The organism is Phaeobacter piscinae (genome assembly GCF_002407245.1).
Lineage (GTDB): Bacteria > Pseudomonadota > Alphaproteobacteria > Rhodobacterales > Rhodobacteraceae > Phaeobacter > Phaeobacter piscinae.
The window spans coordinates 15,648-40,213 of sequence record NZ_CP010683.1 but is presented as its reverse complement, the minus strand read 5'-3'; the positions used below and the strand labels follow the sequence as shown (position 1 = coordinate 40,213).

19 protein-coding genes and 4 pseudogenes are annotated in these 24,566 nt (G+C 55.5%); 12 read left to right on the top strand and 11 right to left on the bottom strand.

Annotated features, from left to right (window positions below; translation table 11 throughout):
- The first annotated feature begins 3 nt into the window (after positions 1-3).
- From phaeop14_RS18365 to phaeop14_RS18350, 4 genes and pseudogenes are all read left to right on the top strand, one after another.
- On the top strand, positions 4-1,305 hold the full coding sequence (locus phaeop14_RS18365; RefSeq protein ID WP_244905864.1) for a DUF3422 family protein: 1,302 nt from the start codon (positions 4-6) through the stop codon (positions 1,303-1,305).
- A 322-nt stretch (positions 1,306-1,627) separates the two neighbouring features.
- Positions 1,628-1,975: an IS66-like element accessory protein TnpA gene (gene tnpA / locus phaeop14_RS18360; protein WP_096790526.1), complete on the top strand. Its 348-nt coding sequence runs from the start codon at positions 1,628-1,630 to the stop codon at positions 1,973-1,975.
- Positions 1,972-2,343, top strand: coding sequence for an IS66 family insertion sequence element accessory protein TnpB (tnpB, locus tag phaeop14_RS18355; RefSeq protein ID WP_096790525.1), 372 nt, complete (start codon positions 1,972-1,974; stop codon positions 2,341-2,343). Before tnpA ends, tnpB begins: the two co-directional genes overlap by 4 nt.
- 38 nt (positions 2,344-2,381) lie before the next feature.
- Positions 2,382-2,955, top strand: a pseudogene (locus phaeop14_RS18350) (transposase); the annotation flags it as partial.
- On the opposite strand, the pseudogene phaeop14_RS18345 reads toward phaeop14_RS18350, so the two are convergent.
- The 4 genes and pseudogenes from phaeop14_RS18345 to phaeop14_RS18330 all read right to left on the bottom strand — a co-directional run.
- Positions 2,943-3,791, bottom strand: a pseudogene (locus phaeop14_RS18345) (IS30 family transposase); the annotation flags it as partial. The pseudogenes phaeop14_RS18350 and phaeop14_RS18345 sit on opposite strands and share 13 nt — an antisense overlap.
- A 307-nt stretch (positions 3,792-4,098) precedes the next feature.
- Positions 4,099-5,124 carry an IS110 family RNA-guided transposase gene (locus tag phaeop14_RS18340; protein ID WP_096790524.1) on the bottom strand — a complete coding sequence of 342 codons (1,026 nt, stop codon included), beginning with the start codon at positions 5,122-5,124 and terminating at the stop codon, positions 4,099-4,101.
- Positions 5,125-5,293: 169 nt separating this feature from the next.
- A complete protein-coding gene (locus phaeop14_RS18335) occupies positions 5,294-5,725 on the bottom strand; it encodes a hypothetical protein (protein WP_096790523.1) in 432 nt (143 codons plus the stop codon).
- Positions 5,726-6,039: 314 nt separating this feature from the next.
- Positions 6,040-6,618: pseudogene (locus phaeop14_RS18330) on the bottom strand (IS5 family transposase); the annotation flags it as partial.
- On the opposite strand from phaeop14_RS18330, the pseudogene phaeop14_RS19765 reads away from it, so the two are divergent.
- Both phaeop14_RS19765 and phaeop14_RS18320 read left to right on the top strand, forming a co-directional pair.
- Positions 6,605-7,016, top strand: a pseudogene (locus phaeop14_RS19765) (transposase); the annotation flags it as partial. The pseudogenes phaeop14_RS18330 and phaeop14_RS19765 overlap by 14 nt on opposite strands.
- A 162-nt stretch (positions 7,017-7,178) precedes the next feature.
- Positions 7,179-7,535: a hypothetical protein gene (locus phaeop14_RS18320; protein WP_096790522.1), complete on the top strand. Its 357-nt coding sequence runs from the start codon at positions 7,179-7,181 to the stop codon at positions 7,533-7,535.
- A 58-nt stretch (positions 7,536-7,593) separates the two neighbouring features.
- On the opposite strand, the gene phaeop14_RS18315 is transcribed toward phaeop14_RS18320, so the two are convergent.
- The gene (locus phaeop14_RS18315; protein WP_096790521.1) at positions 7,594-9,393 is read right to left on the bottom strand and encodes a caspase family protein; all 1,800 of its coding nucleotides are present in this window, start codon (positions 9,391-9,393) and stop codon (positions 7,594-7,596) included.
- Positions 9,394-10,217: 824 nt separating this feature from the next.
- Between phaeop14_RS18315 and phaeop14_RS18310 the strand changes: the two genes are divergently transcribed.
- The 5 genes from phaeop14_RS18310 to phaeop14_RS18290 all read left to right on the top strand — a co-directional run bounded on the left by phaeop14_RS18310 (position 10,218) and on the right by phaeop14_RS18290 (position 16,352).
- Positions 10,218-11,420, top strand: coding sequence for a multidrug effflux MFS transporter (locus tag phaeop14_RS18310; protein ID WP_096790520.1), 1,203 nt, complete (start codon positions 10,218-10,220; stop codon positions 11,418-11,420).
- Positions 11,421-12,064: 644 nt separating this feature from the next.
- Complete coding sequence (locus tag phaeop14_RS18305) at positions 12,065-12,850, top strand: phage Gp37/Gp68 family protein (protein WP_096790519.1); 786 nt, start codon at positions 12,065-12,067, stop codon at positions 12,848-12,850.
- Positions 12,851-12,871: 21 nt separating this feature from the next.
- A complete protein-coding gene (locus phaeop14_RS18300) occupies positions 12,872-14,083 on the top strand; it encodes a three-Cys-motif partner protein TcmP (protein WP_096790518.1) in 1,212 nt (403 codons plus the stop codon).
- 38 nt (positions 14,084-14,121) lie between these two features.
- Positions 14,122-15,564 (top strand): dGTP triphosphohydrolase, encoded by a 1,443-nt coding sequence (dgt, locus tag phaeop14_RS18295; protein ID WP_096790517.1) that lies wholly within the window; start codon positions 14,122-14,124, stop codon positions 15,562-15,564.
- An 8-nt stretch (positions 15,565-15,572) separates the two neighbouring features.
- A complete protein-coding gene (locus phaeop14_RS18290) occupies positions 15,573-16,352 on the top strand; it encodes a hypothetical protein (RefSeq protein ID WP_096790516.1) in 780 nt (259 codons plus the stop codon).
- A 210-nt stretch (positions 16,353-16,562) separates the two neighbouring features.
- Here phaeop14_RS18290 and phaeop14_RS19655 read toward each other — a convergent pair whose 3' ends face one another.
- The 3 genes from phaeop14_RS19655 to phaeop14_RS18275 form a co-directional block, all read right to left on the bottom strand.
- Positions 16,563-16,919 (bottom strand): hypothetical protein, encoded by a 357-nt coding sequence (locus phaeop14_RS19655; protein ID WP_123619065.1) that lies wholly within the window; start codon positions 16,917-16,919, stop codon positions 16,563-16,565.
- A 66-nt stretch (positions 16,920-16,985) separates the two neighbouring features.
- Positions 16,986-17,474, bottom strand: coding sequence for a hypothetical protein (locus phaeop14_RS18280; RefSeq protein WP_123619064.1), 489 nt, complete (start codon positions 17,472-17,474; stop codon positions 16,986-16,988).
- Between the two features lie 148 nt (positions 17,475-17,622).
- On the bottom strand, positions 17,623-18,372 hold the full coding sequence (locus tag phaeop14_RS18275) for a DsbA family protein (protein ID WP_096790513.1): 750 nt from the start codon (positions 18,370-18,372) through the stop codon (positions 17,623-17,625).
- Positions 18,373-18,466: 94 nt separating this feature from the next.
- Here phaeop14_RS18275 and phaeop14_RS18270 point away from each other — a divergent pair, with 94 nt between their 5' ends.
- A complete protein-coding gene (locus phaeop14_RS18270; protein ID WP_096790512.1) occupies positions 18,467-18,697 on the top strand; it encodes a hypothetical protein in 231 nt (76 codons plus the stop codon).
- Between the two features lie 2 nt (positions 18,698-18,699).
- Here the strand turns inward: phaeop14_RS18270 and phaeop14_RS18265 are convergent, their stop codons facing one another.
- The 3 genes from phaeop14_RS18265 to phaeop14_RS18255 are packed head-to-tail and all read right to left on the bottom strand — an operon-like array spanning position 18,700 to position 24,560.
- Positions 18,700-21,897 (bottom strand): conjugal transfer protein TraG N-terminal domain-containing protein, encoded by a 3,198-nt coding sequence (locus tag phaeop14_RS18265; RefSeq protein ID WP_096790511.1) that lies wholly within the window; start codon positions 21,895-21,897, stop codon positions 18,700-18,702.
- A 3-nt stretch (positions 21,898-21,900) separates the two neighbouring features.
- The gene (locus tag phaeop14_RS18260; protein WP_096790510.1) at positions 21,901-23,289 is read right to left on the bottom strand and encodes a conjugal transfer protein TraH; all 1,389 of its coding nucleotides are present in this window, start codon (positions 23,287-23,289) and stop codon (positions 21,901-21,903) included.
- Positions 23,286-24,560 (bottom strand): DUF1173 family protein, encoded by a 1,275-nt coding sequence (locus phaeop14_RS18255; RefSeq protein WP_096790509.1) that lies wholly within the window; start codon positions 24,558-24,560, stop codon positions 23,286-23,288. The genes phaeop14_RS18260 and phaeop14_RS18255 overlap by 4 nt, the downstream gene beginning before the upstream one ends.
- Between the last annotated feature and the right edge of the window lie 6 nt (positions 24,561-24,566).

Genomic DNA, 24,566 nt, shown 5'->3' with positions numbered 1-24,566 from the left:
AGCATGAATGGCAACGTCGGCGAGGTTCGAGCCAGGGTCTACGGAATGGAATCTCATGAAGATAGGCTTGTGGCTGTCGAGGAAGTCCATGCTCGCCCTTTTCCTATTGTACAGGCTTCCAGCGCCCTGACCCAATTGGCCTTCATGAACGAAGGAAATCTCGAGAAAGATCGAGCTACACTAGCAGAAATTTCTCGTCGTTTGGGAACTGAAAATCCAGACCACGAAACTCCCCATCACGGACTAACGTGGAATCAAAGCGGGCTTCATTGCGAAAAACACACCGAGTTTTCGACCTATCTTTGGCGTGCACCAATCGATGAAAAAACCGGAAAACTGAAGGGGCAAGATCCTTTCAAGATGGGGTTTAAAGCGCCCGGCCCTGTCGTTTGTGGCATTCGCCTCGATGTTTTGCCTTGGTCTGAAGAGAACGCGAAACTTATTGAAACCTTTAATCCGACAAGTCGCTGCCACTCTTTGGTCGAAGAGGGCATGGCGGATATTGTCACAGATTTCCAGCAAGATCGGGACGGTCTTACTCGAATGTTGATCCTAGATCATGGCCTATCACCTTCGAGACTTGGAGCGTTGGCCCAACGGTTGTTGGAGATCGAAACATACCGCACTCTTTCTCTTTTGGGCATCCCTATGAGCAGAGAAATCACTCCTCGATTGCGTCGTATGGAGAAGCGCCTTTCTACCGTAACTGCCGAGATGCGTCTTTCGGCACGTCAAAAGAGTGAAGAACTGTTGTCGGAGCTCACGGATCTGTCAGCCGAACTTGAGGCTGAAACAGCTGCGAGCCTCTATCGGTTTGGCGCAAGCAAAGCGTATTACGAAATTGTAGAAGAAAGGTTGACCGCCTTGGGCGAAACCTTTGTACCTGGATGCTATAGATGGCGTAACTTCCTGCATCGTCGCATTGCACCGGCAATGCGCGCTTGCCGCTCGGTAGAAGAGAGGCAGGCAAACCTATCCGACAAACTGGCGCGCACGACTTCACTACTTCGCTCTTGGATAGATGTACAACTTGAGCGCCAGAATGGCGACCTCTTAGCCTCAATGAACGAAAGAGTGAGACTGCAGTTAAGGTTGCAACAAACTGTAGAGGGTTTGTCCGTGGCGGCGATTTCCTACTATGTAATCGGCCTCCTCGCCTATTTCATTAAGGGGATACCGGGACTATACAGCATCGTAGCCCCGGAATTGGCAATTACTGCGTTTGTGCCCGTTATAGTCATAGCTATTTGGTGGAGTGTAAGACGCATTCAAAAATCGCACAGCGAACACAATCAAGATCATTAAGATATACTTGTGTCAGTGCAAAACCGTCTTCTTGATCACCTTAACTAGCTGTTGCACAATCTGGATATATTGGTGTGTTTTTTAATCGTGCGTGCTGATATGGGGTATAAAGAAAATGATCAACAAAACAGGGAGGAAATCAATCTCTAAACGACCGCAACTGTGAACTTGACAATGCTTTCACACCTGTTCGCGGAACTGGAACCTTCAAAAAGTGTGGCAATAGCCAGCGTAGTAACCGTCCGGCCTGCCCGCACTGACGGCCCTCGTTAGTGAGGGATAATGTCCATTAGCGAACAAGTGGACATTATCGAGGTTGGGCATGGCAAAGCGGCGCAGACGTCGGAATTGGTCTGAAGACGAGAAGCGTATGGTTTGCGCGCAGACGCGGGTGCCCGGTGTATCGGTTGCCCAGATTGCACGGCGCTACGATGTGAATGCCAATCAGGTCTTCAACTGGCTGAAAGAACCCCGGTTTGCGGCCGAGGCTGAAGAAGAACCCGTCACCCGGTTCCTGCCGGTCGAAGTTTTAGATGCTGAGCCTGCTTCAGCCCCGCCAGATGCCGGGGCGCAGATCGAGGTGGAGCTTGCCAACGGCCACCCCCTGAAGGTTCAGGGCGGATTTGATCCCGATGCGATTGCCGCACTGATCCGGAAACTTTCGGCGTGATCCCGGTTCCGGCAACCACGAAGATCTGGCTGGCCGCCGGGGTCACGGACATGCGCAAAGGGTTCGGCGGGCTGTCGGCACTGGCTGAGAAGGTGCTGGCGGAAGATCCGTTCTGCGGGCACTTATTCGTATTCCGGGGACGGCGGGGGGACCTGCTGAAGGTCATTTGGTGGGATGGCCAGGGGGCGTGCCTGTTTTCCAAGCGGCTCGAGCGGGGCCGGTTTGTCTGGCCTTCTGCGAAAGACGGCAAGATCAGCCTGACACCGGCTCAGCTGTCGATGCTGCTGGAAGGAATCGATTGGCGATTGCCGCAGAAGACCTGGAAGCCACTGACGGCTGGTAATTTTCCCGCGATAGCAGAGCCGTAGGATTCCCATCCCGCCATAGCCAGGGTATATTTCGGCCCATGCTGGATGCGCCCAAAAACACTGCCTTCTGATCCCGGCGAGCTCCGCGACACAGCGGAAGATTTGCTCGATCTGGTGAAGGCGCAGGCGCTGAAGATTGCCAAACTGGAACACCAGCTTGCTGGCCATAACCGGCACCGGTTCGGATCAAAGTCGGAAAGCCTGGATCAGCTTCAACTCCGGCTGGAGGAGGAAGAGACAGCGGCGGCGCAGGTTGCCATCGAAGATGCTCCTGATGGTGATGCAAAGAGCCAGAAGGCCAAGCCTAAACGCAAGCCTCTGCCGCCGGAGCTGCCCCGGTTCGACCAAGAGCTGACACCGGGCGAGACCTGCAAATGCGGCGGCATGCTGCGAACTCTTTCGGAAGATGTCACCGAGGAGCTGGAATACGTCCCTGGCCGCTTTATCGTGAACCGGATTGTCCGTCCGCCCATGGCCTGCCGGGATTGCGACCTGATCATTCAATCAGCACTTCCATCGCGTCCCATCAAGCGCGGACGTCCCAGTCCGGGTCTCCTGGCCCATGTCCTGGTCAGCAAATATGCGGACCACTGCCCTCTGTACCGGCGCGCCTGTTTGTTAAGGTTCTCGACGGATCCTTTTTGCCAGGGTGCTTGGGGATCGCAGAACCACGCCTCCGTTCCAATCCCAGGCTTAAGTTTGCGCCAGCTCCTGAACTCGATCCCTCGGTCGAAGGTAATGGAGCGCCTTGCCGGTTGGGGCAGGGGTTCCATGACGTCCATCAGCCGGTTCATCAGGTGCGTGGTGCTTCTGTCGTGGTTCCTGAACAAGACGGCATACCGCGTCTTTCGCTCTACAAGCGTGGCAACGTTGGCATTGCCCAGAGCGCGTTCGAAGATCATCAGATCGCCTTCCCATTCGCCGAATGTCTCGCGGGACTTCACATGCTCCGGGCGCTGATGAATTGACCGCTCTGGCGGGAAAACAAGGCCTCGCGGCCTGCGTGCATACCGCGGCTGCCGCTTCTTGCGCCGGCTCGGCAGATGGCGCGCCAGTTCTTCAGATTGGCCATCGGGACCGTAAATGTAGGCGTAAATTGTCTCGTAGCTCACACGCACCGGCTGGCCTTCAAAGCCAAGACGGCCGGCGATCTGCTCTGGCGACCAGCCTTCCTTCAACTGGGAAATCACTGCTTTGCGCAGGTCTGCTAATCGCACCAGCTTGCGGCGGCGCGCTCGTCTGGCTTCCGCAGTTCTCTGCGCATTCACACCGTAGTAGCCGTTCAGATACGGCAGCTCACGATCCTCGAAGCGGTTGCGTTTGATCTCGCGATAGACGGAGGAGCGGTGCCTGCCGAGCGCGGCCGCGATCTTGCTCACCGGCATCTTTGCGTTCAGCATATCTTCGATTGTGCGCCGTTCACGCAAATCCAGCTCCGTATGGGCCATCTTCCATTCTCCTTGCTTTCCAGCAAGATAGGGAATTTGTCGCAACCCACGTGTGGATGCCCCGGTCTATGAGAGGGATGTCTCGAGGTCTGGATAGCATGATCGGGTGCTGTCACGTGTCCGGCCTGTTTGTGCGGCGCATGTGACCGCTGGCCCTTATGGAGATGCGCGAACCTGGGTCCAAATCAGTTTATCGGGCTCATAGCCACGAAGGGTTGCACTGGTTTTCCCAAATTCGATCTCGTCGATCCGCTTTCCTTATTCGATCCTTTCGTCCTCACATACCTGCCGGTATCCGGGTTTTGCCCTACGCAGCAGCGCCCGGAATTCGATATTGTTGGCCTGTTGCCAACATCGCCCAAAGCCGGCGTGCCATTCGATTTGCCAATGCGACGGCCACAACCATTCTGGGGCGCGTTTCAAGCATACGGGTGAGCCAGGGCTCGACACAACGCTTTCGTCGTTCAATTGAGTTGATCACGGACATCGCAGCGATGATGAGCAATCGCCGCACATCCTTTTGGCCCATCTTCGTGACGCGGCCGAGCCGCTCTTTACCGCCGGTCGAATGTTGTCTGGGAACAAGACCCAGCCAAGCAGCAAAGTCGCGCCCACTACGAAAGTTCTTGGCGGGAGGGCAGAAAGCTCCAACTGCCATCGCTGACATTGGGCCCACACCGGGCATAGTCTGCATCAATCGCGCATCATGCGAAGACCTGGCATGTACCTTGATTTCCACATCGAGCGCAGAGACCTGTTCGCTGATTGTTGCGATCTGTTCCAGTAGGCGTTGCGCCAAAGACCGAGCCAGTTCTGGCAACCCTGCAGCTCTTTCTTCGATCTCGTGAGCAAAGGTATCTGGATTGCGAATCCTGAGCCGCAGGACAATTCCAAACTCGGCAAGATGTGCCCGGATCGCGTTGATCGTCTGGGTTCGCTGGCGAACAAACATCTCTCTGGTTCGGAACAGCATGGCCTGAGATTGTTGCTCTGGCGTCTTTACCTGTACAAACCGCATGGATGGTCTCAGCGCTGCTTCGGTGATGGCTTCGGCATCAACCACATCGCTCTTGTGCCGTTTGACGAACGGCTTCACGTAAGCAGCCGGCACCAAACGCACCTCGTGACCTGCCAACTGGGCCTCTCGACCCCAGTAGTGCGCTGAAGCACATGCCTCCATCGCGACTATACACGCTGGCAAATCACCAAGAAACTTGGCGAACTGAGCGCGGCTCAGCTTCTTTCGGAAAAGCACGTCACCGGTTGCTGTCGCACCATGGACTTGAAAGACGCGCTTCGCCAAATCGACGCCGACAATGAAAACTTCAGACATTTTATCCTCCTGCAAAATCCACGAGCTGAAGCAGCTCGGACGGTTCAATAATGAACCGGCAGGAGGGGCATCCAATCCATCAGTTTAGAATGTGCCCCTGCTACAAACAAAAACCGTGTAATCATGCTTATGTTAAATAAATTGGTTTATCTGACCTAAATTGCGCCTGCTAAGCGTGCGGCTGGCTGATGCGATATTGCCGGTACGCATCGTGCTCTACGCCTTTGACCAGCGCGGGTTCCCAACCTTTCGCGGGGTCATAGACGCGCATGGTCATCAGGGCGTATTGCGGCTGCTCGTATGTGCCGAAACGGTTTTTGGCGGTGAATCGGGCGCAGACGACGAAGTCCTTTTCCGGGAACGGCCACAGGACGGCGGCATAGCGGACCGGTCCCACGCTCACATCCTTGGCGGTGTCGCCTTCCGGGACATTTGCAACCAGCCACTGCCGCAGGGCTGCCATGCTTTGGGCATTGGAAGGCCCACCAGCCGAAACAGGTTTCTCGAAAGTGATTGTATGCTTGTTCGGCACGGAACCGTCGTACAGGCAGCCGACAAGCGCCGTTGCGGCGATAGCGGGGATAAAGTGCTTGCGCTTCATGCTCGTGGTTTCCTCTATTCCGGCAGGCTTTTGCGGGGACGTCAGCAGCTGTTGGCAAGTTACACACGCTCGAGACCTGCCGCTTTTCTGGATGTACAGGCGATTTCCCTGCGGACAGAAAGTTCTGGCCTCCGGCTCAAGGAGACCAGAGCTCGGACCGGGAATAATGAAACCGTGGAGATGCGGCTGGGCGCTGTCTTGCCCTGTCCTCCCTACCCCGGCAATTGGGCGAGCGATTGTCTTCAGAGCGAAGCCGGAGTGATCCAAGATACGGCTTTGAAATCCCATTGCCTGTACGATTATCGCGGCAGTTAGTATCGCGTCGCGCGCAGGGTATCGTTGCGGACGCGTGCCGCCGGGCAGTCTTCTTTCAATAGCCGCCCGTTCTTGCGGATCGGGATGATCGGAACTGCGTCGCGCTCGATGATAGCCTTGTGGCAGCGACGCGTGTCGTATGCACCATCCGCGGTCACTGTGCCGATCAGTTCGCTCTCGGGGATCTGGCCCAGCAGGTCGGGCAGCACGGGGTTGTCGCCGTCGCGGCTTGGCGTGAACTCCACAGCACGGATGTCGGATGTGGCCGGGTCCATGGCCAAGTGTACTTTGCGCCACTGGCGTCGCCCCTGCACGCCGTGCTTGCGTGCCTGCCATTCGCCATCGCCGAAGAACTTGATCCCGGTGCTGTCCACGAGCAGGTTCAGCGGGCCATCCGCGCGGCGATACGGGACCTGAACGGCAAGGATCTTCTGCCTGCGGCACAGGGTGGAGAAATCCGGCACCGGCCAGTCCAGCCCCGCCAGCTTCAACAAGCTCGCCACCATCCCGGCGGTCTTGCGTAGTGGAAGCTTGAACAGCACTTTGATCGACAGACAGAACTGAATGGCGGCATCGGAAATCCGGCAGGCTTTTGATCAGCCTGACCGCGCATCCGCCGGGGAAACCTGGCAGCCGCGTGGCCGACCAACTCCGCGGGCGATGGCCCAAGCCGACCGCTCTTATGGACGAAAGCGAGCACGATGTGCTGGCCTATATGGCCTTCCCGCGCCAGCAACGCACCAAATTGAATAGCACCAATCCCATCGAACGCCTGAACAAGGAAGTGAAGCGGCGCGCCGATGTCGTCGGGGTCTTTCCGAACGAGGCGTCCATCATCCGCCTGATCGGCGCGGTGCTGTTCGAGCAGAATGACGAATGGCAAACCGCCAGCTACTACATGATGGTCGAGGCCTTCGCCGAAATCGACGCAGAGGAGACCGATCCCATTCTCAGCCTATCATCCCAAGCCGCCTGACCATGACCTCAGGCCATCTGGGAAATTATACCAGCTTGACGGACGTGACCCCATTCGAAGGGGGACCTTGAAAAGGTGGCCTTGCAACTTGAAGGGCCAGTTGCCTGCATTACACTTTGCTTAAGGAGAGCGCTATTTTTCAGAGGGTATCGGAGTGTGATCATGGGGAAGGACTACAAGCCAGTGCGCCTAGCTGGGAAAAATTTGAAATCAGATGGTAATGAAATCGATAAGCCTGCGGCTATTCGACGCCTCAAGAGCGGAAAGAGCGTTTATTGCACTAAGGCCTATGCAAAGGCGCTCTCAAAGGCACTTGGTGGAGGTAGGAAAAACAAGGACGGCGACTACACCTTAAAGGAGAATCACATTAAAAATGGCAAAAAAGGTGAGATCTATTTTGAACACTTTCATGATCCGCACCGAGACGAACAGGGGAAAATAGGCAAGGCCTCACAAAAGAAGAAGGGGGGAGTGAAAATAGGGCACATATATTTTGGCGACGGATACGAAGTGACTTAGTGAAGTGAAACCTTAAAAGGTATTCTTTCACACGAATTTATGCCCTGGAGTATAAAAGTCATTCTATCTCGACAAGATACCCACCACTCCATAGCGAAGAAGTAGTGTCGTCCCAGTACTTGACAGGAACACTCGTGCCCGCAAAGTTTCGCGACCTGTAGAATCTTGCCCAGTGTTGTCGATTTCTACTGTTGTCGGGGTTCCCGGGACTCCATCCGCGAAACGTCATGGGTTCACCAGTCACCCAAACCCAACCTCCACTCGGCTCGCGGCTGCGGTCGGCTTGGAAAAGACCAATCATTGGACCATGCAGCCCGCCGTCGCCAGACCCTGTGATGAAGCGCTCGTCAGTCGAAAAGAGCTTCAGCAGAAAGTTGTTTTCTTCTGAGCTACTGATGGTTGCGAGATACCCACCAGCTCTCTGAGCCGTTTTATTTGCATAGTCCCAATCACCTGAGGTCGTTTGCACAGCAAGGTATAGGTGCCCTCTAAAGTAATCGAATTTTATTGGTATATGGGAGTAGACGCTAAGAGCCTTGCGCAACCGTGGCTCAAGGTCCTCAGAAAAGACATCAGTAGAGTAAATCTTGGCCTTGTCGGTTTGCAGCGCTTCGATAGCGTGGACGTTCGGCAGGACTCTCAGAAAGGAATGGTCGACCTTAACACCACGAAAAAGACCTGCTCGAATTCTGGCGGCTGCAATTGCTTGCTTGGTTCTGGGACCAAATTGTCCATCAAAGGACCCCACGTCAAAGCCCATCATATTCAGGGCTTTTTGCACAAGAACTCTATCATTACGTGACAGGCTTACGGTTTTGCCATCTGAACCTATTGCTGAAGTCAACCAGGGCTCCCGCTCAGAAAACCCCCTACGGACGTCTCGTTCAGCTACAGCATTTGCCAGCCTTTCCTCCGCAAGCATTACAAGCCAATGGTCGGGCATGTCTGAATACTTTGTTACAAAATTCTTCCACCCCCAAACGCTGTTCATGGATACAGCTCGAGAGTAATCCTTCTGAATCTTGCTGTCAGTTCCCGGCAGTGCCGCTGTTCGGACTGGTGCTTCTGCTGGGACCTCTACTTTGGGCGGAACGAGAAAGATATCCCTTCCCGGCAGTGATCCGTATACAAAAGGCTCTTGCTCTCCTCCTGTTGCTGCATAGACGGTGTCCCTTACCTTCCTGAACAGCTTTCCAAGTTCCAGACCGGGTTCTGTTAGGTGCTTGAGAAGCGCTGAGGCATACGGGCTGTTACGCCCCTTGCCATCCAATGCAAACGTTCCTCCTTTGGCTGCATACCCGACAAGGACGCCGCTTGGCTCAATTCTGGCTAGGCCGCGGCCGATCGATCGAGTTGCATTCCGACTAGCCATTTGCACTGAAAATGGGTTGTTTCGGCACGCGTCAACGAGAACGATTTTCAACCCATCAACGGTCTCTAGAGATGCAAGCAATGCCTGTAGTCGAATGGCCTCAAAATCTACGTCACGATCGCGTTTTAGCTCGGCGTTAACTGGAATAAGATAGTTCTCACCGCCAACTTCTATGCCATGGCCAGCATAGTAAACCACAACAATATCAGCCTCTTCAGCTTGCTCGGAAAAATCACGAACTGCCAAGCGCATCGAGCGGAAATCCAAGTCGAAACCAGATGTGACTTCAAATCCGATTTTCTTCAGGACATTTGCGATGTCTCTTGCATCGTTCTCAGGGTTAGGCAACCGAGTAACGTGCTGATAACTCGAATTCCCGATTACCAGAGCAACACGCCGCTCGGTTTCATTCTCCGCCATCAGAGCAGACGAACACATGACTATACAAGCTATGGATGCTGCCAAGCGCGACAAAAGGATCATCATGATTACCAACTGTAAGAACAGAATTCGCTTCACAGAATAGTAGAGTGCTTTGGAAATGTCGCCACCGTTGGAAGACGATTGTAGACCGCGTCGACGCACGGTTCCACTAGGGAACAACTACAAATCTGATCATGAAGACCTGATTTTCCCACCTCTGTGTTTTCGACATTGGTCATGTGAGGTACGGGAATGGAGCCAAGCCTGCACGAATACCTAGCGCTGTATTCAGCGCAAGTTTTCCATACATGCCGAGAGACAGTTAGCCCAATGCTGACCTTTGGAGCTGCCTAAATTTCAGTTGCAGCGAAAGTCTGGAAAGTCCGGCGCCGCTGACGTTCGAAGGTGGTCGGCAGCTGCACCTGCGGCGAAGGTCAGCTCTTCTTATTGCGCCTGGGGCATGGATCGCCCGCAAAGCCGCAAGATCTGTCGACTTTGCAAAGGTCACTTCCTGCGCAGTGCGACCGCCCCAGGTCGTTCTTGCTGCGCCTGCAGCGAACGGCAGCAAGGTCCCGCGCCCTTCCAGTTCGAAAAAGGCGCAACGAACGGCGTGATTCCCTGAACCTGCCATCCGTGCAGATCGCGGCCAAGGTTCCAAGAGAGCCCAGATTTCCAGATTCTGCGCGACGCATAAATGGCGGCTTTTTACATTGCCATAGAAGAACTGTCTGACTAGGCTCGGCTTCAAAGGAGAAAAGCCATGTCCGTAAAATTCGTCGTCGTAGTCAGCAGGAGGTGCATGGTCCGATAAGGGTTTTCCATAACCGTTTCCATGCGCCTCCGAAATTTTCGGGGGCTTTTTTGTTTCTAGAGCTGAGAACTTCAAAATGTACTATCCAAAAGCACCGCCGCATTTGCTCACGCTGATACTTCTGACTGGGTTTTCGCCCATGTCTCTCAATATGTTTTTGCCTTCATTGGCGAACATCGCTGTCGATCTTGAAACAGACTATGGGACGGTGAGCTGGGCGGTCTCCGGGTATCTTGCGATAACTGCCATCATTCAACTGATCATTGGCCCTCTGTCAGACCGGATTGGCAGACGGCCAGTCCTTTTGGGAGCGTTGCTGGTCTTTGCATTTGCGTCGGTGGGCTGCGTTCTTGCTCAAAGCATTGAGGTATTTTTGTTTTCCCGGATGCTTCAAGGCGGAATAATCGGCGGATACGCCCTGTCTCTCGCCATCGTCCGGGACACAAGATCAGAGCGAGAGGCTGTGAGCTTGATCGGTTACATCGGAATGACCATGGCAATCGCTCCGATGGTTGGACCGATGTTAGGAGGTGTGCTGGACACATTTCTGGGGTGGCGATCCATCTTCGCTTTCTTTGCCGCTTCAGGATTTGGCCTGCTAATTTTGTGTTGGCTGGACTTGGGCGAAACCAAGCGGGATCGGGACAGTGATCCCGGCACGCCAGTGCTTGGCACGACATCTCTTTTGCGCGAACCGCTGTTCTGGGCTTACGCACTGTGCGGCACTTTCTCGGTTGGTGCGTTCTACATCTTCCTGACGGGCGCTCCGCTTGTGGCTCAAACCGTATTTGAAATTTCCACGGCGGAGCTTGGATTCTACATAGGAACAATAACGGTCGGGTTCATGTTGGGTGGCTTCATTGCCGGGCGTTTTGGCAAAGGGTTTGAGCCAACAACCATGATGATTGCGGGCCGGATCATAGCCTGTATCGGGCTTGTTGGAGGTCTGTTCGTCTTGGCTTTGGGCATCACATCGCCACAAATCTTCTTTGCGAGCACGATATTCGTGGGCCTTGGAAATGGGATTACAATGCCCGGTAGCAATGCTGGCGCGATGTCCGTGCGACCGGAACTCGCGGGCAGTGCCGCAGGGCTAAGTGGCGCGTTGATTGTTGCTGGAGGTGCCATTTTGACTGCGGCGACAGGCACAGCCGTGGTCGAAACCAATGCCGCGCAAACGCTGCTTACATTGATGCTTGTGGCAACGGGCTTGGGCTTGGGTTTCGCCATCTGGGCATCGTGGCTCAAGCAAAGAGAAATGCAATGCGCGAGTGAGTAAAGCGGTCGTTCATGCGGTCGCAGCGAATTCACTCTTTGTCCGCGCCCTTCCAGTTCGAACAAGGCGCAGCGAACGGCGTGATTTCCTGAACCTGCCATCCGCGCAGATCGCGGCGAAGGTTCCAGGGAAGGTTACAGGAGAGCCCAGAGCCACCGATTCCCATCAGACGAGATGCTGCAGCTGCAGTTGGCCGCTGCCAGCCCGAAGCAGACCTCCGTCTTGTCGCATATCCACGGCTGGTTCGCATGAAGTAAGAGCGATTGCCGAAATTCGCCGCAGAAGCGGTATCGAAGAATTCCTGGTCGGAAGCTGACATTCAAAGCGGGCTGAGAGGAGTCCCTCAGACCGTGATAGGACGCGACCGATCCATCCTGCGACGCCAACGCTTGCATTCCCAACACGAGACCGATCCGTTTTGACGACGATGGGCAAGTCTTTCACTTGTTCGACGACCTGTCAACAAACTTGCAACTTCGGCGGCATTCGGCGATTGTTCGCGCGTGCGACTTGGTTCCTGTTTGCGAACATGGCACCGTCGTCCTCTCCGGGAGGTACGCTTCAGCGATCAGAATCCACCTCTTGTCAGGGATGCAGGGTTTCCGCTCTCGCGCTATATCTCGGAGATATAGATGGCTTTTTGACCCATGGAGACTGTTTTGTCAGAGATTGAATGGACTGACACAACTTGGAACCCAGTTGCAGGGTGTGCAGCGGCGTCGAGCGGATGCACGAACTGTTATGCGATGCATATGGCTCTTCGGCTGGAAGCAATGGGTATGGAGAAGTATCAAGGGCTCGCGCGGCGCTCGGGTAAGAGAACCGTTTGGACAGGCGCCATCAATCTGGACGAAAGGTCTTTAGAGGCACCACTGAAATGGAGGAAGCCCCGAAAAATTTTTGTTAACTCCATGAGCGATCTCTTTCATGAAAGAGTTCCATTCGATTTTGTCGAAAGAGTTTGGCAAGTAATGAAGAAAACGCCACGCCACCAGTATCAGATCTTGACTAAAAGACCTGAGCGTATGCTTGAGTTCACGAGAGATCATCTCGATGCGGTTCTTCCAAATGTTTGGCTGGGAACTAGTGTTGAAAGCGCAGAAACAGTCGCAAGAATTGACGCCCTTTCTGTCACCCCTGCGATAATCCGATTTATTTCCTTTGAACCGTTAATCGCGCCGGTCGGAGAGGTCGATCTAAGCAATATACACTGGGCCATCGTTGGAGGCGAAAGTGGGTCGCAAGCGCGGCCTATCAAAGAGGAATGGATTGATGAAATCCATTCTTTGTGCAAGCGCTACGGAACTGCGTTTTTTTTCAAGCAATGGGGAACGTGGGGAAAAGACAACAAGAAACGCTCTAAGAAAGCCAACGGGCGGCTGTTTCGGGGGAAAGTTTGGGAAGAAATGCCAACATTTTCGGTGTCTCCATAGGGTTACTGGAGCGCCTTCAGCATGGTTAAGAGACAGTATGACTGGGAAAACGGTGCTAAGATTGGGCCGCACTCCAAGATCAAACTTGAGATTATTAAAGAGTACCTTCACGAGTACGTTCGCGTAAGATGCAGTTTGCCTCAGCAAGAGAGATTTCGGCTGTCTTTTGTGGATGGGTTCTGCGGGGCCGGCGCATACGAATGTGGTACGCTCGGTTCCCCCCTGATGGTGCTTCAAACGCTTAAATCAGTGAGCGCCGAGGTGAATCTCAGAAGGAAAATAGACGGGTTCAAACCGATTTCCTTCGAGTTCTTCATGTATTTCAATGATCTTTCCCCTGTTGCTATACTGGCCCTGCAAAGTAGTGTTAATACATTCTTGCTGGAACACCAAGACGAGCACAACGGTGCCATGTTTCGCGTGAAGTACTTCGAAGGCGATTTCGGGAGAAATCTCTCAAGTATTGCGCAAATGGTTTTGGCCTCAAGGGTTCGAAACACCATCTTCAACCTCGATCAGTATGGTCATGCTGATGTATCGGAAGGCCATCTTCGCACAGCTCTTTCGTTGACGCGATCTTCCGAAGTGTTCCTAACATTTTCTATCAAATCCTTCTTGGCATTCATCAGTCCCACGAGAAGGCAAGACAAGAGATTGTTTGACGGACAGATTTCAGAAATCTCCCTACACAAGACCAAGAAGGAGTGGCTTGCGGCCGTCGAAAAGGTTGTATTTGAGGAGTTTCAAACGCTGGCAAACTTCGTGAGCCCGTTCTCGATTAACAACCAAAGTGGGTGGGAGTACTGGCTAGTACATTTCGCAAATTCTTTCCGGGCCCGACAGGTTTACAACGATATATTGCACCGGAAAAAGAACTCGCAAGCGCATGTCGGTCGGTCCGGTCTACAAATGTTGAGGTATAACTCTATCGAGGATGCTTCGCTGTACCTGTTTGATGCGAACTCGCGGCGAGGAGCAAGAGAAGAGCTTTTGGGTGACATACCTAAGTTCCTCAGAGATTGCACTCCTGAGGCTACTCTATCCGTCGCAGACTTTTTCGATCAAACATACAACCAAACCCCTGCGCACTCCGACGATCTCAACAGCGCGCTAATCAAATCACCAGAAGTAGAGGTTTTGACCGCAACGGGCGGAAGACGGCGGAAGCCACAGATGATAAAACGAACAGACACAATACGACTGACGCCTCAAAGGTCATTTCACTTTCTTTGATCCGAAGCGGATGGCAACCGAATATTTTGGAGAATGTAATGGATTGGAAAAAACTTATGTCCGCAACCCGGCGTAAGGACATGCACAAGAAAGACGGGCAGCCGCTAAATGCAGGCGGCGATAGAACGGAAATTGAGCGCGATTATGACCGAGTTCTTTTTAGCACTCCTGTTCGGCGGTTAGCGGACAAAACCCAAGTATTCCCTTTGGAGAAAAACGACAGCGTTAGAACGCGCCTTACTCATTCCCATGAGGTGTCCAATATTGCACGGAGTATTGGTGTTTCACTCGCTCATCGCGGGGGGGGCAATTTTAAATTAGCTGAGCATAAGCGCGATCTGCCCTCAATTCTCGCGACAGTGGGGCTCGCGCATGATATCGGCAACCCGCCATTCGGCCATCAAGGTGAGTATGCCATAGGAGACTGGTTCAAAAAAAACGAGGCTAAGGCATTTAAGTTCCTTGATTGCGAGAACCTGGATATTTCTTCCGATGTGAAGTTGCGTATGCGTCGGGACTTTGAAAAGTTTGAAGGTAATGCCCAAGCGCTTCGCGTGCTCACCAAGCTCCAGATTATGAACGACAACTTTGGGCTCAACCTTACGTGCGGCGCGTTGGCTGCCCTAATGAAGTACCCTGGGACCTCGGAGCAACAGGATAAGTCGAATATTGCGACCAAAAAGTTCGGGTGCTTTCATTCCGAACTGGATGTGGTGGCGGACGTTTGGAAAGAGACCGGTCTGAAAGAGGGGGTGCGGCATCCGTTAACGTTTTTGATGGAAGCAAGCGACGACATTGCTTATTCGGTTTTGGATGTGGAAGATGCGGTAAAGAAAGGGCTGGTTTCCTACAGAGATTTGATCAGCTATCTCGAAGCTGGGGCGGACGGAGAACCTGAAACCGACGCTGTGATCAAAGATGTCTGCGAGCGAGCGGACGCACAGCACAAAAAGCACAAAGACGCGAAACTATCGCCGAACGAAGTAAATGATCTTTCAACCCAGATGTTCCGGGTGTTTGCCATCGGAAACATGGTTTCTGCGGTCATTGAAGCTTTCCTAGAGAGGCAATCCGATATCGAGAAAGGCGCTTTGAAAGACGATCTCATTTCCGTGTCGAGTGCTGCATTGCTTTGCAAAAAACTTAAAGGTTTTGCGTTCGAGAACGCCTACAAGCACCGAAGTGTTCTTGAGCTGGAACTGGAAGGGCACAAAGTTATCCATTCAATCATGGATATGCTTTGGCCTGCCATCGTTAGCCGTGGCGACCCCCAGAAGGAGACCAAAGGACATCCCGGAACTCCTTTTGAGAAGTACGCCTACGGACGCATCTCGGAGAATTACCGGCGAGTTTTCGAAAGCCCGAACGAAGACCTTCCGTTGGGTTATCGCCGCTGTCAATTGCTCACAGACATGATCTCTGGTATGACAGACGGCTTCGCACTAAGCTTCGAGCGGGAACTTAGAGAGCTTCGCTGCTAAGGAAAAAGATGAAACCTGCACTTGACCAGAAAGCCGCCAAGAAGCGTATCCGTCGCTTCTTTGATGAGCCGATTGCTGAACGTAGTGCCGTTGGGCGCTTCATTGACGAAGTATCTGTTTGTGCAGATATTTTTATCTTCGGTGGAGCGCTCAGGGACATCTCCCTTTTAGGTGCGCCGAGCTTCGCCAGCGATGTAGATACGGTTGTTCAGGTTCATGATCGTGAAACCTTCATGGACACCTTGGGGCGGTACGAAGCAGTTCAAAACAAGTTTGGTGGGCATCGTGTTCGTTTTGGGCGATGGAACTTTGATGTGTGGGAGGTCTCGCGAACTTGGGCTTTTGCAGAAGGTGTAGTCGAAGCTCACAGTCCTTTGTCCCTTCTTGAAACCACCTTCTTCAATTGGGACGCAATTCTATATGACTGGCGCTCTAGTTCGCTTCACCACGGCCAGGATTATTTTTCTGATCTTTCTCAGAAGTATTTGGAGCTCATACTGGAGGACAACCCGAACGCAGTTGGCGCACTAGTCCGCACACTCCGAACAATTTGCTTGTCTGATGAAATTCAGACCGGGCCAAGGCTTTCTGCATTCGTTGTAGCTCGGCTTAAGGACATCTCCAATGAGGAGATATTGTCCTACGAAGCAAATAGCTTCTCCCGCAAGAGGCTGTCAGAAACGTTGCTGGCAGACATGAGGGCCAGAGCTTTGGAGTGGGACCAAAGCACTGCATTTCAGTGGCTACCCACGCGGCAATTGTCTCTATTTGACAACTTCGCCAGCTAACTGCGTTCTGGTAGGCATGATTATCAATGCCGATCTGCTGGAGCATCGTGAGCTGTTGGCCGCTAGACTTTGCATGCGCGGCGAAAGTCCAGAATGTCAGGTCGCATCGCAGCAGTCCATATCCTCTATGAACGGCAGCATTGGGCCGGTCAGGCTCCGAAGGGCGAAGACGGATCGCAACTTTGCAGCGGCGGCTTCCTGCGCATCGCGTCACTTGGTGTGGAGCGTAGCATCAGCCGGTGCCGCCACCACCTGCTGGATGGCCGGTTTGGGGAATTGGCCAAAATGCTTCGCACCCGCAGCGAAGCAATCGCTGCGCCTGATATGAAGGTCGCGTTTGGGCTGGCTGGCGTCATACTGCGGCGGTGACCAACTCGGGAAGCGCTGCAAACCTGCCGCCGCGACGCCGCATGTCGGCTTCGAGCCCGCCGCCACCGAGAAGAGCATTGATGACGCGAGCGCGAGCATCCCGGACCGCCCGGTTCGCAGATGCTGCGCTGCGCGGTTCGTCGAGAAACCGATCTCGTGCGCGATTTTCTCTTTGCGTCCTCTGGTTTCAGGATCCACGTGCCGCCATACGCTAAAAGCATGGGCTCTCGTGGTTTCCTCTTTTCATGAGACAGTTGCGGGGCTTCAGCAGCCGTTGGCGAGTTTTACGCGCTCCAGGAGCGCGCTGCGTTCTGCGATCGCTAGTGCCGTATTGTAGGTTTGGGCGTCAGGGCCGCCGGATCCGCGCACGCCGCTGGCTGCGGTGCCGGCTACAGCGGTGGCTGTGCCCACGTTGGAAATTGACTGGGCTGATCCCGCGTTGGCGATGGCACCGGCGCCGAGGACAGACAGGCCCGCCTCCATGAGGCCGCCGGTCAAGTTGGCTTTGCGCTCTCGTTTCCGTTCTGCCTTGTTGATCGCCTCGCTGCGCGCGTAGAGCGTGCCCAACTCTTCCTTAACCTCGCTGCAGCTCATGGCGAGATCCTTTTCCGAAGGCTGGGCCTGGGCCGCGCGCTGGACGCCTGCCATAGATTGCAGCCCCATGATATTGGCCGAGGTCTGGGAGGTGTTTCCCATGCAACCGGCCAGGCCCATCAGGCCCGCAACTGCAACTGCTCGCTTGATCGTTTTCACTGGAAAATCCCTTTTCGAATTGTGTGGCCGCCTTTACTCATGGGCCTTTTTGCTTAACTTGTTTGTCAGCGGTGGGCTTTGCTATGCCCGGCTGTGGGCCTCATCCTTTGCAGAGGTATTGCTGCCATGGCCCGCCGCGACACCTTTCTCAGTTTCCAGTGGAGTCATCGGTTGCCGACGCAGTTGTGATAGCCTGCAGCCGGTCGGCCGGAGCCGCGCCGCGGATGATGCCGCCGGGCCCCACAAAGTACGGGGTGCCGGTTGCGCCGAGTGCAGCGGCCAGGCGCTTGGCCTTTTCCAGATCATCTGCGCCGATGCCTTCATTCACCGCAGCGGTGATTTCTTCCGGTTCATGGCCCAGCTCCACCAGCAGGCGGATAGAAGTTGCGGCGCTGGCCTTTCCCTGTACCGACATCATGGCATCGGAAAATTCGCGGTAGGCGTCCATGCCCTTCAGCGCTTTCAGCGCCAAAGCCACCTTGGCGGTGAACTCCGATTCCTTGCCCAGGACAGGTGTTTCCATGATCACCAGCTGCAGGTCAGGCATGGTTTCCTTCAGAGAGGCGACAACGGGGTGCGCCCGGCGGCAATACCCGCAGTTGTAGTCCTGAAATTCCACCAGGATCGGCTTTTCCGGATCGAGCCCTTCAAACAGCTCGTCAGTCACATTGGCGATCAGTTCCTGGTCTTTCACGGCTTTGGCGGCTTCTTCCTTTGCTTCCAGCAGAGCGAACACTTCCAGGATGATGTCCGGATTGCGAAGAAGTGCGTCACGCACGCGCTGATCAAACTCGAAATCGGCCTGCGGCGTTTCAGCGGCGGCAGGGGCCGTGGTCATGGTGAGACCCACTGCTGCCGCCAAAACTGCCTTGCCCCATGTTGTGTTGCTCAAAATCATTGCCCGTTTCCTTTCTGTTCTTAGAATTGCTGCGGTTTCATTGCCTGTTTAGGAGTGTTTTGCTATGCTTGTTCGCCCTAAAGGAGAAGCCCCTATGCGACGCCTGATGACGAAATTTTGGAAAGAAATCGCCTACCTGGTGGGCTTCGCCGTGCTTGTTGTCCTGCAGCTCGAAACCATCGGATTGTTCTATCTCGGCGCAGGTGCAATCTGGGTTGTTGTCTGGCTGCTGCGGAACAACGACGGCAGTCATACCGTTGAGCATGACCTGAGCGACTCGCGGGGCCTTTTCGGCGCCTTTTCGGCGTATAATCATCGGTATTGACCTCATTCGCCTTCCCTTCTGAGACCGGTGAAAATGTGACCGCCGATCTGAATATTCTGGCGCCCGCGCGCCTGTGATTCTCGTGAGAGCCAAGTGGGCACCTCATTGGTTTGCTCCCCGGCGGCCACATGCGCGGCCATACCTTTTGGTGAGTAATAGTGTGTCGCACCGCCGGTCACGTCGGGGATCTGTCCGGCGGCAACGCCATCGACAATCCGGCCGATCCGCTCATATTCGGCGCTGCCTTCTTCGAGATTTAGGGGCAGGCTGTTTCCGCCAACGCCGTTGTTCCAGGCAGAGAACTGTTTGAGCTGCAGGCTGACCTCGGCCGGATTGTCTCCCCAACGCTCATCTGCAACCCGGTTCATGATCACATGCGCCACAGCGGCCTGCCCAGTGTCACTTTCCCGTCCAGCTTCTCCGGCGATGGTCCGGATCATCACATCCCGGTCGTAGTTGGAGAGCTGAGGTGTGCCGGTGATCGCAGAGGATACAGCCGAGCCTGCGTCGAGAACGCTGTCCACGATGTCCTCTCCGGTCGTCCAAACCTTCTGAAGCGCGCCCGGAACCACTCCGAAATCCTGACCGTCTACCACTGCGCGCTCATTTTCTGTCGCTTTGGAGGTTGCCTGCTCAGACAAGGCAGTCCTATGGTTTTCCATGGCCCCTTGAACCTTGGTGGTAGCCTCGGTGATCCGGCCAAACTCTTTGTGATGGTCCATGCCGCTCGATGGCAGGCGCTGGGTGGTGATTTCTTCCTTTGGGCGGGAAAGCGTATGAGCTTCGGCTAAGCCCGGGTTCGGCCGATCCAGGCCAAGCTCCTGAAGCAACCCGGGCAGGACTTTCTCCACGGCGGCCTCTTGGGCTTTCACACCAGCGGTGGACTTCGGATTGAGGAAGCCGGAGATCTGCTGCTCACTGTATCCAGCCTCACGCCATTCGCCGATCACCGCGTCGGTCAGCTGGCCGTCATAGCTGATGCCGTGCGAATAGAGGTTGCTTTCTGCTGAGGCCAGAGTTTCGGCTTCCTCTCGAGCCTCTGCATATGCGTTGCCTTTGCGCTGCGCATTGTCGATGCTCCAGCGTTCTCCACCGTCTTCGGTATTGGTCAGGCTGCTGGTCTCGCTTGCCCTGATCGAGTTCACTGCATCGCCGTATTTGGCAACGGTTTCTGTCAAGCCGGAGTCTCGCGCGGCGGAAGCAACACGGCGGTAGGCATCACTGTCCAAGCCGGTTCCGATGATACTTCCATCAAGACCAACTGAAATTTCTTTCTTACCAGCACCGAGGCCACCCTTCGCGCCCGCTGCTAGTGCAACTTTGTATGCAGCGTCCACTGAGATCCCGTGTTCCTTGGCGAATTTCTCAACCGCTGTATGTGCCTTCCTGGCCTCTTCAGTCCATCGGTGGCTCTGAGAGGTAGAGCTGTCGCTAGCGGTGCTGGTGCCAGTGGCCAAGGACCGGCCGAAATTCGCATAGTTTGCGGCGGTCTGGTTAAGCGCGGTGCTCCACTCATCGCGCAGCGACGTTGCATTGCGGATCGCGGCCTCTTTCCGGTCCGAAACCTCTTCCCGGATCGTCTGACCCACCCGTGCCGACATGCCGCCGGTCGATTGGGCGGTGCCGGTGGCGAAGGTCGAAGATCCGTCCGCGTTGACGGTCCGCATCGCGCCATTTGCCATCCGCACAGTGGCGGCCCCTGCATCATGCACCGAGGAAGTGTTCCACTTGTTGGCCGCGAAGTTATTCATGCTGGCATTGGAGAGAGAGATATTTCCGGTGGCCGCTTCGCGGCCCGATTCAATTGCAGCCCCCTGCCCGACGTTCAGCATCGAGGTCGCAAGGCCAGCCATTCGGCTCGCGCCGAACAGGATCACAGTGGAAACGAACGGCACCGACATCATCAGGTAACCCGCGATGGTGCCCACATCCTGTTCGACCGCGCGGACGCCCAGGTAGTTGGCGAAGGTCAGGGAATAGTCGAGCGCACCAGTGCTATAAGAGCCCATTGCCTCCCGGTAATAGCCGGAGCTGGCTTTCATGACGATGGAATGCAGGATGGCGGACAGCGGATCCCAGGCAGCCAGCCAGAGGAAGCCCCCGAAGTATCCTTTCATGACATTCCAGACCAGAGGCGTCATCATCATGACCATCGCCAGCGGGAAAGCCGCATAGTAGAGCGATTCAAACACGATTTTCAGGAGCGGCACCCATTTCAGGGCGGTAATCCCCACGGAGCTGTAGCTGGCCGAGGTCTGGGCTTCCGCCCTCGCCGCCTGATAGGCGGTCATCGCCGCGTTGTTGCCCGAGGAGGCAATCAGCCGCTGCACCGCGCCATCCAGAGAATTGACCAGCATGGTTTGACGGATGGTCTGCTGGGCACCGGCCGAGGTCATGCCAATGAAGGTCTGAAACTCGTTGAGTGTCTGACGCATATCGGCGGCCGAGAGCGCGGGATCTGCTGCGAAATGGCTCTGATCCATCGCCGCGGCCTTTTGAAAGAGGACGTTCTGCACTTCGTTGTTGAGACGGGTCGAGATCTGCGGCCAGCCGTCTGCGCAGGTCGTGGTTTCTTCCAGAACCGGATCGTAATAGGCCAGAGATTGCGGGACATTGGCGCCGATGTATGCCACCAGATTGCCTGCCTGCCCCAGCTCACCCACATCGACAATGCCAATGTTCGAGCCATCGACCATGCAGTTTTCCATGAAGTTCACGAGGGTTTCCTGAACAACCGGAGTGACCGAGCGCCAGCGGGCCGCCTGGCTCAGAATGGTGGAGCCAAAGAGCATACCGGACTTCTGGTAGGTCAGGTTATCCGGCGCAGCGAGCAGTGTTTCCATCACGTCGGTGAGTGAAGCGCTGGCCCTCGATGTCAGAGAGCCAACCCAGGCAACGGACCAAGGCACATTGTCCACGGTGCCGTAGATGCCAAGCGGCACGGTGGAATCCATGATGATCACCCGCGCCTTGGGGCCGAGGCCGACAGTGACCACCAGCATGACGCCGATAAAATAGGTCACCGCTTGCCGCGCCGCGCCAAAGACCGCCAGATGGAGACCCGCCGCCAGCACGCCAGCGACGATGCCGCCATAGATCAGTGCTCCAAAGTTTCCCGAGCCGGTGAAGGCAGCGAGGTAGTTGAAGACGTCATAGAGATAGTAGCCGCCGCCAACCGTGTGGATTTCGAGTTCGGGCATCGATCACTGCCCCCCGGTCTGATTGATGATGTTGCCGAAAATCGCGTTGGACGATGCGGCCAGTTCACCCCTGGCAAGGCTCAGGCGCTCCAGATTGCGCAGGGCTTCCGCGTATTTCCGCTGTGCGGAGGCCCGCAGGTCCTGCAGCACGCCTTTGGTCTGGCGTACCGTGACCTGAAACTCCCGGTTGATGTCACCGGCAATATCGACGTTGGCGGCCGAGTTCAGGATCTCGTTCATCCCTTCGTCGATGTAGGCAATCGCAAGATCGACGGCGACCAATTCCGCCATCGAATTGATGTCGTCCTGGACAAACTGGTATTTGTAGCTCTTTGCGGTGACCAGATGCTTATAGACCGGAATGGTGGTCAGGTTGATCAAGGCAATAGCTTCATCCGGCGGTGCGGTGTCATTGCTGATCGCATCGGACAGACCCTGAATGGCATCAGCTGTCACCGCAAACAGCGCGTCGGAAGCAGACAGGTTTCTGTCCCTGAGCGCGGGGTTCAGGCAATCGTTCGTCTCATCGCAGCGCAGACTTTTGTAGGCACCACCCTCGACCAGCGCTTTGGCCGCATCCGGCGACAAGGCGCGCGGCGGAATGGCCCGGTGCGTGGTGCTGTCATCGTCATCTTCCGGGGCAGTGGTGATGATCGTGCCTGTGAGGGTCATGAAGAACTCAGCGATGCGCGGGTTGGAGGCGAGGAAGTTGTTCTTCTTCACTGCGCGCCACGCATAGTTGACGTCCGTTGGCACCTGCTCTGCCAATGCGCCGCTCGCGCGCCCCAGGGTCGAGCTATGCTGTCCGCCGGTGCCGCAGCCGTGCCGGGAGGCCACGCGATCTGCAAACCGGCCGGAATAGCCGCCAATAGTTTGGCAGACATGCTGAGAAGCCCCGTCCATTTTGGGCCAGAGCGAGGCAGTGAGAAGCTGCCCGGCTTCACAGGAGTTGATGTTGCCCGAGTTTACCTGCTGGATCAGATCCCGGAGCTTGGCGACGATTTCCTGAACCGCAGGCGACAGGCTCTCCAGCGCCAGCTCAAAGGCAAACCCGGCTGCGTTTTGCATGATTGCTTCCATGAGTGCGATCAGCTCCTCCTCTGAAATGAAGGAGAAGGCGCCGCCGAAAATATCGATGCCGCCGCAGCCCGCGCGAACGGAGGGCAGTTGGATCGCCGCAAGCTGGCTGTTGCGCGGGCGGGTGCGCAGATACAGGGAACCCAGCGTGGCATAGCCCGCCTGCTGCCCCTTGTAGGCTGTCGGCTTGGTGACGTTCACACCGCCGCCGGTGCGTTCCCAAAACTGTTTCAGGTCGTTGCCTACGTCTGCCGTTGCAGAACTTGCGGTCGTGAGCAGGGCCGCGCTTAAAAGGTTCAAAAGATTGCGTTTCATTGGCCTGCCTTTCCGTGCTGATAGCTGTTGTTCGCCTCTTGTTGTTCGGTTCTTGTGCTTTGCCAGTCCTCTCTATGGATCACCTGCACCGGCAGGTCTGGCATTGCGTCCTCATCCAGCCAGAGCCAGGCAGAATAGGTGCCTTCTGCAGCTACTTCGCGCAGGGCGGCGACTGCATTGGTGTCCGCGGCGGGATCAGCAACAAACAGTGATACCGGGCATTCCAGATCGGTCAGCACCGCGCAGGCAATCTGGGTTTCCTGGTCGAGGGTGAACCGCTGGGATTTGAGGAAAGCGCGCTTGCCTTCTGTCAGCGCCCGGATCAGCTGATAGTCGCGAACGGTTTCAAACGGGATCCAGTTTGCAGTGACCAGCATCATGCCGATTTCCCGCAGAACGGGGTATCCGGCTTTGGCAACGCTGAAGGTCGCGATCACCATCACATGCACGTCGCCCAAGGTGTCCGCGAGCATCAGCTGATCGGCAAACACCTTCTCGAATTTCCGTACCAGGTCGTCTTCCGCAAAAAAGGCGCAGTCCGGCGCGTGTTTGAACAGAAAGCGCGCACCCATGCGGGTGGCTTCATGGCTTTTGTATTCGGCCACTACGAGGCCCAATGGAGCGGTGCCGCGCGCAGGCGCCTGAAGGCCGCGCAATAGCTTGGCCCGGCGCGCGGCGTTCTCGACTTTCCGCTCCGCCTTCCAGTATTCTGGAACGTAGAGAATATCCCGCAGGTCACGGGACTTGGCGGATTTCCCGGCGGCTGCATTCAGAACCGCGCGCTGCACCGGCCCCCACCAGCGTTTGCCCTGCATCGCCGGGGGCCATTTCACCAGGTCCGCCTCATGCCACAGGTATTGCAACAGGCTCGACAGGCCGAGCTTGCGCGGGCTGGCCTTGGCCTCTGTCGGCTTTTTTCCCGAAGGTGCGGGCGCTGCTGGGCGCTTGCTGCCCATGGTCAAAGGGAAATCGACCTTCAGCGTCGTGGTGCCGCTGTCCAGATCTTCCTTGATCGCGCTGCCCTGCACCTGGCCGAGGCCCGAGAGGTCTTCTGGTGGCAGGAAAGACTCGCAGCCGGGCGCATGTTCCGCACCGGTGCCCGGCATCCGTTTCAGAATGAACCGGCCATTCACGCAGGCCACATACATTTGCGGGGCCGGTTTCCGGCAGCCGCAGGTAATACGGCTGTGTTCCTGATGCGCCCGGCCAAGGAGGTTCTGGCCGTCGTCAGTTGCCGGATCCACTGGGATATTGCCGATGAAATACACCATTCTGCC